Source organism: Mucilaginibacter sp. (assembly GCF_039925265.1).
GTDB lineage: Bacteria > Bacteroidota > Bacteroidia > Sphingobacteriales > Sphingobacteriaceae > Mucilaginibacter.
On the sequence record NZ_JBDSZG010000046.1, the window covers coordinates 112,034 to 129,060 of the forward strand.

18 protein-coding genes are annotated in these 17,027 nt (G+C 46.8%); 14 read left to right on the forward strand and 4 right to left on the reverse strand.

Features of this window, described 5'->3' with window-relative positions:
- Positions 1-47: 47 nt before the first annotated feature.
- From hscA to ABIX36_RS20870, 5 genes are all read left to right on the forward strand, one after another.
- Complete coding sequence (gene hscA, locus ABIX36_RS20850) at positions 48-1,904, forward strand: Fe-S protein assembly chaperone HscA (protein ID WP_348084106.1); 1,857 nt, start codon at positions 48-50, stop codon at positions 1,902-1,904.
- A 266-nt stretch (positions 1,905-2,170) separates the two neighbouring features.
- Positions 2,171-3,145, forward strand: a complete 975-nt coding sequence (locus ABIX36_RS20855) for a hypothetical protein (protein WP_348084107.1) — start codon at positions 2,171-2,173, stop codon at positions 3,143-3,145.
- Positions 3,146-3,250: 105 nt separating this feature from the next.
- On the forward strand, positions 3,251-3,820 hold the full coding sequence (locus ABIX36_RS20860) for a Crp/Fnr family transcriptional regulator (RefSeq protein WP_348084108.1): 570 nt from the start codon (positions 3,251-3,253) through the stop codon (positions 3,818-3,820).
- 67 nt (positions 3,821-3,887) lie between these two features.
- A complete protein-coding gene (locus ABIX36_RS20865) occupies positions 3,888-4,910 on the forward strand; it encodes a hypothetical protein (RefSeq protein ID WP_348084109.1) in 1,023 nt (340 codons plus the stop codon).
- 53 nt (positions 4,911-4,963) lie between these two features.
- A complete protein-coding gene (locus tag ABIX36_RS20870; protein WP_348084110.1) occupies positions 4,964-5,668 on the forward strand; it encodes a hypothetical protein in 705 nt (234 codons plus the stop codon).
- Positions 5,669-5,726: 58 nt separating this feature from the next.
- On the opposite strand, the gene ABIX36_RS20875 is transcribed toward ABIX36_RS20870, so the two are convergent.
- On the reverse strand, positions 5,727-6,017 hold the full coding sequence (locus ABIX36_RS20875) for a hypothetical protein (RefSeq protein WP_348084111.1): 291 nt from the start codon (positions 6,015-6,017) through the stop codon (positions 5,727-5,729).
- 94 nt (positions 6,018-6,111) lie between these two features.
- Between ABIX36_RS20875 and ABIX36_RS20880 the strand changes: the two genes are divergently transcribed.
- Positions 6,112-7,248 carry a tetratricopeptide repeat protein gene (locus ABIX36_RS20880; RefSeq protein ID WP_348084112.1) on the forward strand — a complete coding sequence of 379 codons (1,137 nt, stop codon included), beginning with the start codon at positions 6,112-6,114 and terminating at the stop codon, positions 7,246-7,248.
- Between the two features lie 90 nt (positions 7,249-7,338).
- On the opposite strand, the gene ABIX36_RS20885 is transcribed toward ABIX36_RS20880, so the two are convergent.
- Together ABIX36_RS20885 and ABIX36_RS20890 are read right to left on the reverse strand one after the other, a co-directional pair.
- Positions 7,339-7,923: a riboflavin synthase gene (locus tag ABIX36_RS20885; RefSeq protein ID WP_348084113.1), complete on the reverse strand. Its 585-nt coding sequence runs from the start codon at positions 7,921-7,923 to the stop codon at positions 7,339-7,341.
- Positions 7,924-8,038: 115 nt separating this feature from the next.
- Entirely contained in the window at positions 8,039-8,536 is a 498-nt protein-coding gene (locus ABIX36_RS20890; RefSeq protein ID WP_348084114.1) for an SRPBCC domain-containing protein, read from the reverse strand.
- Between the two features lie 75 nt (positions 8,537-8,611).
- On the opposite strand from ABIX36_RS20890, the gene ABIX36_RS20895 reads away from it, so the two are divergent.
- From ABIX36_RS20895 to ABIX36_RS20915, 5 genes are all read left to right on the forward strand, one after another.
- The gene (locus ABIX36_RS20895) at positions 8,612-9,073 is read left to right on the forward strand and encodes an NUDIX domain-containing protein (protein WP_348084115.1); all 462 of its coding nucleotides are present in this window, start codon (positions 8,612-8,614) and stop codon (positions 9,071-9,073) included.
- A 163-nt stretch (positions 9,074-9,236) separates the two neighbouring features.
- Complete coding sequence (locus ABIX36_RS20900) at positions 9,237-10,079, forward strand: SDR family NAD(P)-dependent oxidoreductase (RefSeq protein WP_348084116.1); 843 nt, start codon at positions 9,237-9,239, stop codon at positions 10,077-10,079.
- 120 nt (positions 10,080-10,199) lie between these two features.
- Positions 10,200-10,736, forward strand: a complete 537-nt coding sequence (locus tag ABIX36_RS20905) for a c-type cytochrome (RefSeq protein WP_348084117.1) — start codon at positions 10,200-10,202, stop codon at positions 10,734-10,736.
- Positions 10,737-10,765: 29 nt separating this feature from the next.
- Positions 10,766-11,236 (forward strand): nuclear transport factor 2 family protein, encoded by a 471-nt coding sequence (locus ABIX36_RS20910; RefSeq protein ID WP_348084118.1) that lies wholly within the window; start codon positions 10,766-10,768, stop codon positions 11,234-11,236.
- 24 nt (positions 11,237-11,260) lie between these two features.
- The gene (locus ABIX36_RS20915) at positions 11,261-12,193 is read left to right on the forward strand and encodes a Nif3-like dinuclear metal center hexameric protein (RefSeq protein WP_348084119.1); all 933 of its coding nucleotides are present in this window, start codon (positions 11,261-11,263) and stop codon (positions 12,191-12,193) included.
- Positions 12,194-12,332: 139 nt separating this feature from the next.
- On the opposite strand, the gene ABIX36_RS20920 is transcribed toward ABIX36_RS20915, so the two are convergent.
- Entirely contained in the window at positions 12,333-13,547 is a 1,215-nt protein-coding gene (locus tag ABIX36_RS20920; protein ID WP_348084120.1) for an NAD(P)/FAD-dependent oxidoreductase, read from the reverse strand.
- Here ABIX36_RS20920 and ABIX36_RS20925 point away from each other — a divergent pair.
- From ABIX36_RS20925 to accC, 3 genes are all read left to right on the forward strand, one after another.
- A complete protein-coding gene (locus ABIX36_RS20925) occupies positions 13,546-14,157 on the forward strand; it encodes an NADH-quinone oxidoreductase subunit A (protein ID WP_348084121.1) in 612 nt (203 codons plus the stop codon). The two genes, ABIX36_RS20920 and ABIX36_RS20925, sit on opposite strands and share 2 nt — an antisense overlap.
- Entirely contained in the window at positions 14,147-14,626 is a 480-nt protein-coding gene (locus ABIX36_RS20930) for an NADH-quinone oxidoreductase subunit B (protein WP_128534336.1), read from the forward strand. Before ABIX36_RS20925 ends, ABIX36_RS20930 begins: the two co-directional genes overlap by 11 nt.
- Positions 14,627-15,170: 544 nt before the next feature.
- Positions 15,171-16,646 carry an acetyl-CoA carboxylase biotin carboxylase subunit gene (gene accC, locus ABIX36_RS20935; RefSeq protein WP_348084122.1) on the forward strand — a complete coding sequence of 492 codons (1,476 nt, stop codon included), beginning with the start codon at positions 15,171-15,173 and terminating at the stop codon, positions 16,644-16,646.
- Positions 16,647-17,027 lie beyond the last annotated feature (381 nt).

Sequence of the window (17,027 nt, forward strand, 5' to 3'; positions counted from 1 at the left end):
TTCCTCCCCTAAAACTAAGTACATTTGCCCTTTGTTATTGATACATCATGGCTAAAGTTTCTATCAACCTGGCAACGGGCTCTATCCAAAAAGAAGATATTATTGTAGGGATCGACCTTGGCACCACCAATTCGCTGGTGGCCTTTATCGACCCTGATAAAAACCCAAAAGTAATTAACGATACAGGCAAAGGTGTGTTGGTACCCTCTATAGTGCATTTTGGCGCAACCGGGGATATCAAAGTAGGCAACGAAGCCAAAGAATTTTTAATAACTGATCCGCAGAACACCGTGTTCTCGGTAAAGCGCCTTTTGGGCCGCTCTTATGCAGATGTAAAGAATTACCAGAACTTTTTCTCGTACAAAATTATTGATGATGATACCGAAAGCCTGGTAAAAATAAAGGTAGGCGACAAATTCTACACCCCTATCGAACTTTCGGGCCTGATCCTGAAAGAACTGAAAGAACGCGCCGAGCATGCCCTTAAAACCCCGGTGAACCGCGCGGTTATTACCGTACCTGCTTATTTTAACGATTCGCAGCGCCAGGCAACACGCGACGCGGGTAAACTGGCCGGGCTGGATGTTTTACGCATTGTGAACGAGCCAACAGCCGCGAGCCTGGCCTACGGCATCGGCCTGAACCCCGAAGAAACCAAAACCGTAGCGGTGTACGACCTGGGCGGCGGTACTTTTGATGTATCGATACTACAAATTCAGAACGGCATCTTCGAGGTATTATCAACCAATGGCGATACCTTTTTAGGCGGCGACGATTTCGACCGTGCCATTGCCGATTACTGGATAGAAAAGAACAACATAGATAAAACCGAACTGGCCGAGAATCGCGAGCTTACCCAACAGCTACGCCTGAAAGCTGAGGAAGCCAAAAAAGCATTCGCGCATCAGAGCATCTTCAACGAGAAGATAGGTGACATCTGGTGCACTATCGACCGCAATACCTTTAACGACCTGATCCTGGCCAAAGTACAGAAAACCATCACCGCTTGCCAAAACGCGTTGAAGGATGCCAAGCTAACCATTGCTGATATTGATGAAGTAATTATGGTTGGCGGCAGTACCCGCACCGCATTGGTGAAGAAAATGGTGGCGGAATTTTTCGGTCGCCCCGTGCATGATGATGTAAACCCGGACGAAGTGGTTGCCCTTGGCGCGGCCATTCAGGCCGATGTTTTGGCCGGTAATCGCAGCGATATTTTATTGCTTGATGTTACCCCGCTTTCCTTAGGTATTGAAACCATGGGGGGGTTGATGGATACCATTATCCCCCGCAACAGCAAGATCCCGACCAAGGCCGGCAGGCAATACACCACCAGTAAGGATGGGCAGGTGAACATGAAAATTGCCGTTTACCAGGGCGAACGCGACCTTATTAAAGAGAACCGTAAACTGGCCGAGTTTGAACTGAAAGGCATTCCCGCCATGCCGGCAGGTTTCCCCAAGGTAGATATCAACTTTATATTGAATGCCGATGGGATACTAAAGATCCAGGCTATTGAACTGCGCAGCGGCGTAAAACAGGAAGTGGAAGTAAAACCCGCTTATGGCATAAACGACGAACTGGTAGAGAAAATGCTGATGGATAGCATCACCAACGCAAAAGACGACGTTGCCGCCCGTATGCTAATTGAGGCCAAAACCGAAGGCGAGCAGATGGTGTACACCGTAGAGCGTTTCCTGGAGAAACACAGCACACACCTTACCGCACAGGAGATCAGCGATACCCACGAGCATGTTACTTCGCTAAAAGCTGCTTTAGCCTCCGGCGATAAAGACCTTATCCACAGCAAAATTGACGAAACCAACAACTTTACCCGCGACTTCGCCGAACGCGTGATGGACGAAGCTATTAGCGTAGCCATGAAAGGTAAAAACATAGAGTAAGTTTTTAAAGAGTGCCGGTGAGGACACCGGCACGGGGGATTTAATCCCCTTCCTTGCTGTGGTGTCCTCACCACAGCTGCCGCGAGATTAGCGCAGCGTATCTCGTGGTGTAGCACAAGGTAAGCATTCTGCTTACGTCAGCTGAAAGCTGACCACATGCATACCACGGGTTGAAAACCCTCGGCTGCATTTAAAAAAATACCGCATTTTGTTTAAAACCCATTGGCATAAAAACCGTTATTTGTAGCAACCAAATAACACTGCACTTGAAAAACATCTTCCGCATTCTGCTCGTCACGTTTATTGCATCCATCAGTACCGCATCCGCTCAAACTACACTAAAAGATACCACGCTAAAACCCACCCTTGATACCGCCAAATACGATTCATTGATGAAGCGGATGGCCAATGGTGATAAGCGCTGGCCGGTTAAGAACGCGCCGCTCCCTTTGCCGGGTGCTATATTGCCTTTTAAACGCATCGTGGCCTACTACGGTAATATGTATTCCAAAAACATGGGTGCACTGGGCCAGTACGAGCCTGTAGAGATGCGCCGCAGGTTAATGACCGAAGTAAAAGCATGGCAGGCGGCCGATACCCTCACCCCTGTTGTGCCCGCCCTGCATTATATATGTGTAACCGCCCAGGCAGACGCTGGCCGCAATGGCTTGCATAACCTGCGGATGCCATTTAGCCAGATAGATAAAGCCATTGAAATGGCAAAACCCATTAACGCGCTGGTGTTTTTAGATATCCAGGTTGGTTTTAGCACCGTGCAAACCGAGCTGCCCCTGCTGGAGAAATACCTCAAAATACCAAACGTCCATTTTGGTATCGACCCGGAATTTTCGATGAAGGAAGGCAGCGTACCCGGCAAACGCATCGGAACTTTCGATGCCGCCGATATTAACTTTGTGACCGACTACCTGAGCAAGCTCTGCATAAAATACAACCTGCCACCAAAGGTTTTTGTAGTTCATCGTTTCACCAAACGCATGGTTACCAATTATCAGGATATCAAACTGCGCAACAATGTACAATTTGTAATGGATATGGACGGATGGGGCGGCCCCGATCTGAAGAAAGGCACCTACAAATACTTTGTACAAGGCGAACCTGTACAGTTCACCGGGTTTAAACTGTTCTACAAAAACGATATAAAACCCGAGCCGCACCGCATGCTTACCCCAAAAGAGGTTTTAAGCCTGAAACCAATGCCGGTTTACATACAGTATCAGTAACCCAGCCGTCATCCCGAATTTATTTCGGGAACCTACGTGCAATGTAGCCAATTTGCTATATTGCATGTGAGATGCTGAAATAGATTCAGCAGGACGTCTTTTTCAATGTATACCCAGCTTAAACAATTCCTCGCCAAAAACATGGTTGCCGATGAGGCGCAGCTGGATGCTTTTTGCCAAAAATTCCGGTTGAAGAGAACCAAACGGAACGAGATTCTGCTCACAGCCGGGGATGTTTGTCCTTATATCTACTTCGTCAATTCCGGTTGCCTGCGTATTTATATGATGGATGTGAATGGCAAAGAGTCTACCCGTTTTTTGGTGACCGAAGGTAGATTCGGCACAGCTTTCCCAAGTTTTACCTTACAGGAACCGTCGCTGGCCTACATCCAAAGCATCGAACCTACCGAGGCCCTTTACATCAATTATCATGATTTTAGGGAACTACTGGATATCATCCCCGGCTGGGAACGGGTATACCGCATCAACTTAGAGCACGATTATATCGCTTCCATCAAACGCATCGAGAGCCTTATCACCATGGATGCCACCCAGCGGTACAAGCAACTGATGGAAACCACCCCTACCCTTATCCAGCGGCTGCCTAACAAAATCATTGCCGACTACCTCGGCATTTCCCAGGAAACCCTCAGCCGACTGAAATCTAAAAAGTAAATTATTGACATTTGTCAAATTCCAGCCGAAATCTTATAGCTTGCTTTGTTGTATGAAGTTTAAAACCATGTTTAAAAGAATTATAGCAACCATAGCCATCGGGCTGCCATTACTGGCAAGCGCGCAAAACGTAAAAATAGGCCAGCGTACCATCAAGTTTAATGATACCGCCAGGCAGCGCCCTTTAGTTACCGAGGTTTGGTACCCCACTACCGACAGCGGCGACCCCTTTGTTATTCCACACTACCCCTTCGTGCACATCTCCACTGTAAGGGATGCAAAATTGCCGGACGGTAAACACCCGCTCATCATGATCTCGCACGGGACGGGTGGCGGTCGCATTACTTTAGAATGGCTGGCCGATGCACTGGTGCAAAAAGGCTTCATTGTGGCGGCTGTAGACCATTGGGGAAACACTTATGATAACAAGATAGCCATTAATTTTGTAACCCCGTGGCAGCGCCCGCGGGATATCAGCTTTGTACTGACAGGCTTACTAAACGATAAAGACTTCGGCCAGCTTATAGATCCTGCTCGCATTGGCGCGGCAGGCTTTTCCATCGGCGGTTATACGGTAATTGCCCTGGCCGGTGGCAAACTGGATCTGAAAGCACTGGATGCTTTCACCAAAACACCTGAAGGCATCAGAGAGATCACCCTGCCCGAGTTCCCAAATTTGGCCAGCCAGATAGACGACGAAGCGGTAGCATTGTCGTTTAAAACCAGTCCCGATTTAAAGGATAAGCGCATCAAGGCATTTTTTGCCATGTGCCCGGCAGTTGGGCAAGGGTTTACCAATAAAGCGCAATTAAAACGCGTCACCGCTCCTATGTACATTGTGGGCTCGCAAAGCGACAGTATAGCCCCTGTGAATACCAATGCTTTGGTATTCCGTAAACTGATCCCTAAAAGTAAACTGCTTATTATCCCCGGCAAAACAGGGCATTACGTTTTCCTCAACGAGGGCTCCGAAGAAATGAAACCCACCGGGGGAGTTTATTTTAATGACGATGCCACGGTAAACCGAAAGGCTATTCACCAACAAGTTGGCGATGTGGCAGTAAAGTTTTTTAGCGGCGCATTGAAATAAACGATTGCGATTTGTAAGAAAATTTATATTTTTAGTACAAATCTTATTAACAAATGCGCCGCATTATACCTTTTTTACTTTTTTCAGTTATTTTATTGCTATTCAACAGCGTATCTGCTCAAAATATGGGGGCGCTTAACGCCATGCTCGCCAGGCAAAACATGAACATGCAGATGCAAATGAATATGAATGCGCGCCAAATGTGGGCATTGGGCAGTAATGAAAATTACAATCCTAAGCATACGTTTTTGATCACTATGATTGATGGTAGTAAAAAAGAGGTGTATTCGAGAATATATGCCGATACTGTTGCCCATAAAAGTTATTTGGTGTTTGAAGATAAGTCGTTACCAAAATCAGATACCAATAGGGTAAGGAAAATCTATCCACAGCAAACTATCAATATAACCCGCAATATGGCACTCGCGCCGTCTATTATAAAACGTGCCGATTTTCCAACGGTGCCGAAATATTACACAGGAATAGCTAAAGATAGTTGCTGGATGTTTAAGGTAATTGCAGGCCCGGTAAGCGCCTATTCGCTGTTAAGCGAAGAAGAGGGCCAAATGTTTAACCCGGGAACGATTGTAGCTATCCAGCTAAATGATGGTCCTATTGTAAAATGCACCGAGGAGAACCTCAAGACAATGGTTGCGCACGATGCCGAAGCAATGGAGAAAATACAGGATAAGAATTACTTAAAGGCAATTAAGAAGTTCAACCGTAATATAGAAAAGACAGCAGCTAAAAAATATTAAAGCCCCTTGCGGGGCTTTAATATTTTCCAAAAACTCCCCCTTTAGGGGGTTGAGGGGCTTACAGATTATCAATAATTTCCTGCTCTTTCAAAGCAGCGATATTATTTTTATCGCTATACGTATCTGTTTGGCTTGCAAAATCTTCTAAGATGGAAGCGATTGTGTCCAGGTTATCTGAGACACGCTGGTGCATATCTGGCAAGTCTTTTTCTAACCTTTTATTACCCAAGTCAAAATTATCCACTTCTATTTTGCCTAATTTGGCAATTATAGCTTGTTGACTATGTTTCAAGTCTTCTAATTCATGGACTATCTTTTCCATCAATTCAAATTTTCTTATCTTATCCATGGTATCTGTTTTTAGTATTTATATACAGTCAACATCAAAAACATAAAATTGTTTAACATTTGGAAGTTTGATTTATAACTAATAACTTAGTTATATGAAATACATCCTGTCTGTTCTGCTTTTTACCTGCCTCTTTTTTAATGTTTCGGCGCAAACCAAAGTGGATGATGCCCTGCTTTTGGATTACTACCAAAACCAGCGTTTTGCCGATGCTTCCGACTACCTAAAAACTGTCTATACCGAACCGGTAACCGATTTGAAAGCACTCTCCCAGCTCGCCTACACCTCCAACATGGCCGGCCGCCTGCCCGAGGCCGAAGGCTATTACCAACGCATCTACGATATCGACTCTACACGGTCGGGCGTGCTGTTTAGCCTTGGGAGCATCAACCTGCGCCGGGGCAACTCCGCAAAGGCCGAGGTTTATTATAAACGAATTGCCGCGAAGGATACCACCAACTTTATGGTGTATAAGCAGCTTGCGCAGATCAGTTTGGATAAAGGCGATATCGGTTCGCAAATTGCTTATCTGCAACGGGCAAATAAAATAAACCCCGCGGATGCGGATATTGCATCAGACCTGGCGAACCGTTACATCGACATCAAATTGTTGCCGCAGGCCGAAAATGTATTAAACAAAGCGACAGCTGCCGATCCGGAAAACATCATTTTGCTGGAAAGCCTGATGAAACTGAGCTACGCCCAAAAGAAATGGGCCGAAACGGTAGATGCCTGCCTTAAGTTACTGAAGAATGGTAACGAATCGAGCATCGTACGCACCAAGCTGGGTGTATCGTACTATAACCTAAAGAATTATAACTGCGGTGCAGAAACCTTCGCGGATATCCCCGCTCTGGTGCAAAACGAGTACACCTATTATTATGCCGCCATGTGCTACAAAGCCTTGAAAGACCATAAACGGGCCATCGCATTCTTAGAAAAAGCGATTAACGACGGCATCTCTACCAGCATAGCATCTTATTATGGTGAAATTGCCGATAGCAACGAGAAGCTTTCCAAATACAAAAAGGCAGTGCTGGCCTACCAAAAAGGGCTACAGTTTGAAGAACGCCCAATGATATACTACTCGCTGGCCAATTTGTACGAGGTTAATTTAAAGGATAACAAAACCGCTGCTAAGTATTACAAAAAGTACCTGGCCAGCAACCCACCGGCTACGGAGAAGAATTATATAGCCTATGCGAAGAGCCGGACACGATTAAACGATTAAAAGATTTGACACGACTTTTTTTATCGTAGAGACGCAATATTTTGCGTCTCCCGCATGCAAATCCGAATTGCAAATCCCAATTAGTAATGCCTACCGCTGCATTAACCTCGCTACGTACTTGCCAATAATATCAAACTCCAAATTCACAACGCTGCCTTCGCGTACGTTATGGAGGTTGGTATGCTCATAGGTATAAGGAATTATAGCTACCGAGAAATAATTGAGGCCGGAATTGACTACTGTAAGGCTGATCCCATTCACGCATATCGAACCTTTTTCTACCGTAACGTTACCCGTTGCAGCATCGTACTCAAAGGTGTATTCCCAGCTGCCATCCAGTTCGGTGAATTTGGTGCAGGTGGCCGTTTGGTCGACATGCCCTTGCACAATGTGGCCATCCAGCCGGGCGTTCATTTGCATGCAGCGCTCCAGGTTTACGGGTTCGCCAATTTTAAGGTGGCCAAGGCTGGTTTTATTCAGCGTTTCCTCAATAGCGGTAACGGTATGTGTGGTATCGGTAAGCCCAACTACGGTAAGGCAAACGCCATTATGCGCTACCGACTGATCTATCTTCAATTCGTTGGTAATGGCCGATTCAACAGTAATATGCAGGTTACCCTGCTCCTTGCGTAGGTTGGTTATCTTACCTAAAGTTTCTATAATTCCTGTAAACATAAGAGTAATGCAGATGAGCTTTGTTATTTAGCAGCAAAGCGCACAAAGATATTCACGGTGCGGCACAAAGAAGATATCTGAATGTCAAATTTAGCTATGGCCTTGCTTCGGATGTTTACTTAAAACAACTGGCCAGCTCCACACGTTTATTCCGCAGATCTTTACCACCCTCCATTACCGATTTTAGGTTGGCGAGGTAAAACGTCCACCCTATCTGGCATTGCACCAGCAGGTTTTTCTCGGGGTCGCTTTCCTGCGGAATGTTTTCCTGTAACAGATCCACAATAGTCAACCCGTTGCGGGTACTAAAAGAAACCGTTGCCGTACTACCACCTGTAAATGTAAATTTGATCAGGTCCATCCCGTTGGCCTCTAATATTTGGCCCTTTTCCACCACGGTATTATCGTATCCGTGCCAGTGCCATTCGTAGGTATCTTCCTTTGAGATCTGCTCATCGCCCGACCGCAGTCGTTGGGGAACCGTAAAAAAGTCGGCTTTCCGCAGAAACCATTTTTCCATTCCGCCGGGTGTTGCCCAGGCCAGGTAAAGACTGCGCATATCCACGTTATAATCGCCGCAAAGCTTAAATTTTTTCCACCTGATGTCTTCCATAACCGGTTTAATTAGCCAGATAAAGCTAACGATAATACTTTGTGTTTTATTAATTTGCCCCAAAATCGTTTACTGATGCCAAAACAAAGCGCCGGGATATTAGCCTACCGAAATACGGATCAGCAGTTGCAGGTTTTCCTCGTTCACCCCGGCGGGCCGTTCTGGAAAAACAAGGATCCGGGCGCCTGGAGCATCCCAAAAGGCGAGTACGATGAGGGGGAAGATGCGCTTGCCGCTGCCCAACGCGAATTTGAAGAGGAAACCGGCCAGACCATCTCCGGTGATTTCTCGCCCCTCGCCCCCATCAAATACAAAAACGGCAAAGTAGTACATGCCTGGGCAGTGGCTGCCGACATAGACCATACCAACATCAAAAGCAATTACTTTGAAATGGAATGGCCGCCACGATCTGGCAAGGTGGCCAGCTTTGAAGAAGTGGACCGTGCCGACTGGTTTGACATAGCAACCGCCAAACAAAAAATAGTACCGGCACAGGTGCCGTTTATAGAAGAATTGGCGGCGATGCTAATAGGGTAATCTATTGGGAGGTTCGACGTAAGGCAGGTCTTATCTATCCCTCTTGTATTTCCGCTTAAATCAGCCATACTCTTTGATTGTAAGCACCCCGTAAATCCCCTTTGCAGATACCGCTTAAAATGTTAGTTTTGGGTAGCGATTCCCGTTACCAATATTTACCAAAATGCCAATTACAACCACCGTTATCACCGGCGCCACATCCGGCATAGGAAAAGAGACTGCGCTGGCCCTCGCAAAAAAAGACCATGCGCTGTACTTACTGGTGCGCGATATGGATAAGGGTGAACTGGTAAAGCAGGAATTGATAAGCGCATCAAAAAACAATAACATCTATACCGTATTTTGTGATCTGTCTGATATGGAAAGCGTGCACAACGCCGCCCAGGTACTTAAAACCAGCCTTTTTAGTATCAATGTGCTCATCAACAACGCAGGCGGGGTATTTAACAACCACCAACTTACCAAAGACGGCTTTGAGATGACCTTCGCCGTAAACCATCTCGGGCATTTTTTGCTGACCAATTTGCTCCTTCCGCTACTGGAGCGCGGCCAGGCCCGTGTTATTAATGTAAGCAGCGATGCGCACCGCATGGCCAAGCCTCAATTTAAGGATCTGCAATGGGTACATACCCCTTACTCACCGCTTAAAGCTTACGCGACAGCTAAACTCTTCAATATTTATTTTACCCGTGCGCTGGAGGTAAAGTTTGGGCCGAAAGGAATTACCTCTTTTGCGCTGCACCCGGGGATAGTCAACTCTAATTTTGGAGAAGGCCTTGGTGGCACGGGCAAAACTTTATTATGGCTGGCGCGCCCTTTTATGATAACACCCGAGCAGGGTGCCTTAACCAGCATTTACCTGGCAACCGCCAGCCGTATAGATTCAAAGAGCGGTAAATACTTTAAAAACATGAAGGTTACCGCCCCATCGGCAAGAGCAATTAACGAAGAGGGGCGCAATAACTTATGGAATAAGAGCATGGAGTTGGTAGCGCCATTCCTTTAAACCCATGTTAATGATGTTTAAACATTGTTAAAATGACATTTCTGTAACATTTCTGTTTGCATGCTAACATTTATTGTTTTTTTAAGTTAGATTAGTGCTATTAAACCAGACCCCAAACAGATGACAATTAACAGAAAACTATTTGCAACCGTAGCCTTGCTATCCGTAGTAGCTTTTATGGCTATGTCGCCCGCTCCGAAACCAGAAGAGGAGCATAAATTCCAAAACCTTAAAGTACTCCCCAAGAACATTACCGAAAAAAAATTGCACGAGGTAATGGACGAGTGGAACGCATCGTTAGGTGTACGCTGTAACTTTTGCCACGTGCGTAACGAAGAAGCCAAAAAAATGGATTTCCCGAGTGACGATAAGCCGGAAAAGAAAATGGCCCGCCACATGTATAAAATGATGAACGACATCAACAAAAAATACTTTGAGGCGAAAAAAGATAGTTTGGGCATGATGATGAAAACAGGTGTTAACTGCTATAGCTGCCACCGCGGTGTTTCACATCCGGAAGTAGTTGCCCCGCCGGCTCCGCAACGCCGTGGCCCGGGTGGTCCGCCTCCGGGTCCTGGTGGCCCTCCTCCGGGTGGTCAGGGTGCTACGCCTCCGGCAGGCAGTCCTCCGCCGCCACCTGCGCCTCCTCAAAATTAAGATAATTTGGATAATGTAATGAAGCTGTTATGAAACGATTTTTTTATTGTGCCATAACGGCTTTTTACTTTTATGGCTGCGCAGGTACACCGCCTGTTGCGGGCAATGATGCCGATAAAAAAGCATTGGCCGAAACCAGCAGGTTAATAGGCGCTGCTTTTGCTAAAGGCGATGTTAAAGCTGTAATGAAGTTCCATCACCCCGATGTGGTTAAGGGCTTAAGCTACGGCAGTTTAACCATTGGGCGCGATTCCGTTGAGGCCAGTATGGCGCGTACCTTTAAATCTTTCAGGCTCGAATTTATTGCCAATAAGATAGAAGATGAATTGTTTGAAGGGAACACGGCCACTCAAATAAGTTCGTTCACCATTAAAGGGACGCCCATAGCAGGTGGGCAACCATTTATATTTAAAGGCCGGGCCATGGTGGTTTATATTAAGTATAAAAAGAGCCCCACAGGTTGGGCATCCATCCGTGAAGTGATACAGCCCGCCCCTTAACAAACGTTTTTGTATTTTACCAGCATGAAAAGCAAAGCACACGCTGCCAACTCCCGCAGAAAATTCATCACCCAAACCTTAACCGCCGCGGGTGGCATAGCCTTATTAGGTACAAACTCGGCATTTACGCAAATCAAAAACACCCCCATCAGGGAGCTGGGGGACTTCGCCGACATGACCGTTCAACAGATTATCGATCTGATATTGAAAGAGGGCAACTTAACGCCGTTTGCCGGTACAGTTGATACACTGAAAAGCGGTAGCGCTGATATGGTGGTTACCGGCATTGTTACTACCATGTTTGCAACCATTACCGTAATTGAAGAAGCGGCAAAACTTGGCGCTAACTTCATTATTGCGCACGAGCCTACCTTTTATAACCACACCGATAACCCCGAATGGGTTAAAAACAATTCGGTAGTAAAACAGAAGCAGGCTTTGCTGGCAAAACACAAGATCACCGTTTGGCGTTTTCACGATTATATCCACTCCATAAAACCCGACCTGGTAGCTTATGGCACCGCCAAAAAGCTGGGCTGGTTGCAATACTTTAAAACGGGTAAGTATGATGTTACCGTACCGGCTATGAGTTTGCAGGCATTAATAAAGCATTTAAAAACGTCGCTGGGCATCAAACACCTCCGCTACATTGGCGACCTAAACCAACAAGTTGCACATATTGCCCTGTTACCGGGCGCTCCAGGGGGCCAGCGGCAAGTTACTTTCGCCGAAACCGAAAAACCGGATGTAATAGTGGCCGGAGAACTTTCCGAATGGGAAACCGCCGAATACATGCGCGACCAAAAATTATTGGGTGGCAAAATGGCCCTCGTACTCTTAGGCCATAATTTCAGCGAAGACCCCGGCATGTGGTATTTGGTAGAATGGCTGCAGCCAAAGTTGCCCGGCATGAAGATAACGCACATAGCGTCGGGCGACGCTTTTGAGTGGATGTGATGAACACGAATTGCACTAATTATTCGAATTTAACGAATTAAAAGAGCACCTAAACCGGCTAACGATGAAGCGCTAATCTTACCATCACGATTTGTGAAATTCGTCACATTCGTGAAATTCGTGTTAACTCAATTCGTGTTTATAAATTCTGCGCTATTACAAAGCCGCTGGCCCAGGCCCATTGGAAATTATAGCCGCCAAGCCAGCCGGTAACGTCCACACATTCGCCACCGAAAAACAGGCCCTGTACTTTTTTGCTTTCGAGGGTTTTGGAGGACAGATCGTTGGTATCTACGCCGCCGGTCATTACTTCGGCCTTATCGTAGCCTTTGGTACCCGCCGGTTTTACTTTAAATTCGTGGATCAGTATACTGATGTCTTCCAGTTCGGTTTTGGTGAGGGAGGCGAGGTTTTTTTCCGCGGGCACATAATCGCTCAATGCATCAGCAAACTTGCGGGTAAACAAGCCGCTGAGGTAAGCCAGCAGCATTTTCTTGCCATTTTGTTCCCGTTCGGCCAGTATCATTTCTACGATATCTTTTCCGGGCAGCAGGTCGATGTAAATGGATTCACCCGGTTTCCAATAAGAGGAAATCTGCAAAATGGCCGGGCCGCTTAACCCCCAATGAGTGAACAAAATGTTCTCTTCAAAGCTTGCCCTATCGTTCCATACCCTGCAAAACACGCTGTTGCCGCTCAGTTTTTCGTACCAGGGCTGATCCTTACCCGTAATGGTAAGCGGCACCAGCGCGGGTGTAGTTTCGGTAACCAGCATCCCAAATTTACGTGCCGTGCGCATTCCAAAATCAGTAGCACCCATCTTGGGTATCGGCAACCCACCGGAAGCTATCACCACTTTTTGGGTTGATAATGTTTGTTGCTTACCGTTCCGCTCCAGGCTAACGGTAAAACCATCGGCGGTTTGTTCCACAGCCATTACCTCTGCATCGCACCAGATCTCCTGCCCAAGGTCATCGCATAAAGTGGTAAAAACGTTCACCACATCCTTTGCCTTATCGCTCACCGGGAACAGTTGGCCAAGGGTTTTCTCTTTACCTTCTATCCCGTAGGTTTCAAAAAAAGTCACGGTATCGTCCACCGTCCATTGCGCTAATGCAGAGCGGCTGAAGTGCTCGTTCTGCGAGATGAACTGTTTGTGCGTAGCGTACAGGTTGGTGTAATTACACCTGCCGCCGCCGCTGATGAGTATTTTTGCCCCTACTTTGTCGTTCTTCTCCAGCACCAATGTGCGTTTGCCTAAAAAGCCGGCTTGTACCGCGCACATGAGTCCGCAGGCGCCGCCGCCGATAATTATAGCATCAAATTGGGTTTGTTTTGTTAAATTTGCTGTCATGGATGATGTTTCGCAAATATCAGAATTTGGAAAGATACTTATCTTTTTAATTACAGGCATTGTAATGATACTGATGTTGTTTGGCGTAAACCGCATTCTTGCTCCGCGAAACCCTAATACAGAGAAACTTAGCACCTACGAATGCGGCGAAGAGCCTACTGGTAATGCCTGGCTGCCCTTCAACTCCCGTTTTTATGTGATCGCGCTGGTGTTCCTGTTGTTTGATGTGGAGATGGTTTTTGTATTCCCCTGGGCTACCGTTTTCGGGAACAAGGAGATCATCCAACTCGACCCGCGCTGGGGATGGGTATCGCTTACTGAGATGTTTATTTTCTTAGGCATCCTTATCCTGGGCCTCGCCTACGTTTGGGTAAAAGGCGACCTCGACTGGATAAAGCCAAACCCTACCGTACCCGATTCGGGCACCAACATCCCGCAATCGCTGTATGATAAAATAAACCTGCAGCAAAGCGCATTCAAGGTAAAAGAATTTAGCTCAGAAGCTTCGGCAACCCTACAATCAACTGCCACCGCAACTGCTACTTCCACTGCTACTCCTCCAAAACCCATGTTTAAACCAAGTTTTAAAAAGCCAGCAAATGACGCCTGATCTAACTAATGAAAGCGGAGGCGTAGTGGTCACCAAAATGAATGACCTGCTTAACTGGGCGCGCCTGTCCTCGCTTTGGCCGTTAAGCTTTGGTATTGCCTGTTGCGCCATAGAAATGATGGGCGCCATGGCTGCTACATACGACCTCGACCGTTTCGGTGTATTCCCCCGCCCGTCTTCCCGACAGGCGGATGTTATTATTATAGCCGGCACCGTTACCTTTAAAATGGCCGAGCGCATCAAACGTCTTTACGAGCAAATGCCCGACCCAAAATATGTGATCAGCATGGGATCATGCTCCAACTGCGGCGGCCCTTACTGGCAGCACGGCTACCACGTAGTAAAAGGCGTGGACAGGGTAATCCCCGTTGATGTTTATGTGCAAGGTTGCCCCCCCCGCCCCGAAGCACTTATCGGCGCTATTCTGGAACTGCAAAAGAAAATTGAGCAGGAGAGTTTAGTAGGGTAAAACGTTGATGGCGGTACCTGTGTCAGTAATCCGCTATTATCTCCGCAAGTTTATGATTATTGTTCCGTGTGCCTTGTTAGGATCGTCCAATAGGCTATTTCAAACCTGTGGATGTTCATGTCTTTTGACAGCAAAAGAAACGAACCAAAGAAAACTGCCGGCCACGTTACGTTCTGTGTAAGTTGGTGGTCGTTCAGAGCCTGTGCCACCCAAACGTTCCTGATGCCGGTTTTTTAAGGCTTCGATGGGTTCCTCAAAGTCGGTTGTCGAATTTTCTTAATCTTCTATTCAAAAAATCGACTCTAAATCAGCAAACTAACTGCTAAAGCAAAACCTTTAATAGAACAGGGCGCAGCCGAGAGTTTTTTCTTTGGTTACTTTATTTTTTGCGGAAAAAAAGAAAGTAACATCCACAGGTTTGCCATAACCAACAGCACAACCCTAACGAAGCACTGCGGGCCAATAACCAGCAACTTGATAAACCTCCGAAGGAAAACCCACACCAAATTTCCTTCTTTCAAATAATGCGCTACATTTGTTACCTATGCAAAAAATACTGGTAGCAAACCGTGGCGAAATTGCTTTGCGGGTAATGCGTTCCGCGCGCGAGATGGGTATAAAAACTGTTGCCGTTTATTCGGCTGCCGACCGCGAGGCTCTGCACGTTCGCTATGCCGACGAGGCGGTGTTCATTGGCGAAGCACCATCCAACCAAAGTTACCTGGTGGGCGATAAAATAATTGCCGCCTGTAAGGAAACCGGTGCCGAAGGCATACACCCCGGCTACGGTTTTTTAAGCGAGAATGCCAACTTTGCCCGCCAGGTGCGCGAGGCGGGCCTGATACTAATCGGCCCCTCGCCTGAAGCGATGGAAGTAATGGGCAACAAGCTCTCTGCCAAAGCCGCTGCATTAAAATACAACATCCCTATGGTGCCCGGCACAGAGGAAGCCATTACCGATATTGCCGAAGCCAAACTTCGCGCGGTGGAAGTAGGTTTCCCAATACTCATCAAAGCGGCTGCCGGTGGTGGCGGCAAGGGTATGCGCATTGTTGAAACTCCGGAGGATTTCGTGGAACAAATGGACCTCGCCGTATCTGAGGCCACCTCGGCTTTCGGTGATGGCTCGGTATTTATAGAGCGCTACGTTTCTTCGCCAAGGCATATCGAGATCCAGGTTTTGGGCGATACGCATGGCAATATTCTGCACCTGTTCGAGCGGGATTGCTCGGTACAGCGCCGCCACCAAAAGGTGGTGGAAGAAGCGCCATCATTGGTACTAACGCCCGAAATTCGCGAAGCGATGGGCAAATGCGCGGTAGATGTGGCGCGGTCGGTTAATTATACCGGGGCGGGTACGGTGGAGTTTATTATGGATGAGCAGCTCAATTTCTACTTTTTGGAGATGAACACGCGCCTGCAGGTGGAGCATCCTGTTACGGAACTCATTACCGGTATCGACCTCGTGAAAGAGCAGATCCGCATTGCCCGTGGCGAAGCCATCAGCTTTAAACAGGAGGATCTGAAAATAAACGGCCACGCCATGGAACTGCGCGTATACGCCGAAGACCCCGCCAACAATTTCCTGCCGGACATCGGCACGTTGCAAACCTATGTAACTCCAAAAGGCCCCGGCGTACGTGTGGACGATGGCTTTGAACAAGGCATGGAGATCCCCATTTATTACGACCCGATGATAGCCAAACTCATCACCTTTGGTAAGGACCGCAGGGAAGCCATCGAACGCATGATTCGCGCTATTGACGAGTATATCATCACCGGCATTACTACCACCCTGCCCTTCGGCAAGTTTGTAATGCAACACGATGCCTTTACATCGGGGCAGTTTGACACCCATTTTGTAAAAAAATATTTCACACCGGAATCCCTGGATACCGGCACCGAAGAAGAAGCCATGATAGCCGCACTGGTAATGGAACGATTACTGGGCACAACAAAAATTTCATTGGCGGAAAGCCCTACTACAGGTGTTTCTAATTGGGTAAAAAACAGGTCGTAGAGATACATACTTCGCGTCTTCTTTTAGGCGGGGATCAACCCTACACAACCGTTAAGTGTTCACGACACACAAGTGAACACCGTGAACATTTATAAAAAACTCAAAATCAGCTATTTACAAATTACAGAGTGATGTCAATATTGTGTCACCACTTATATTGTTGCTGTTAACTATTTAGCGGGTAAAAAGACACGCAAGCCAAAATGATATATGAGACCACCAAGTGTTCTTGATATATTGGCAAACCGGCTTTGATACAGCTTCTACATCAAAAAATCACCCACCTCACATAGTATTAATCGTTTAATCCTTAAATCGTGTCAATTCGTGTTAAAATTTGTTAAATAATTTGGATAATTACGAAATAGTCGTAGATTTACG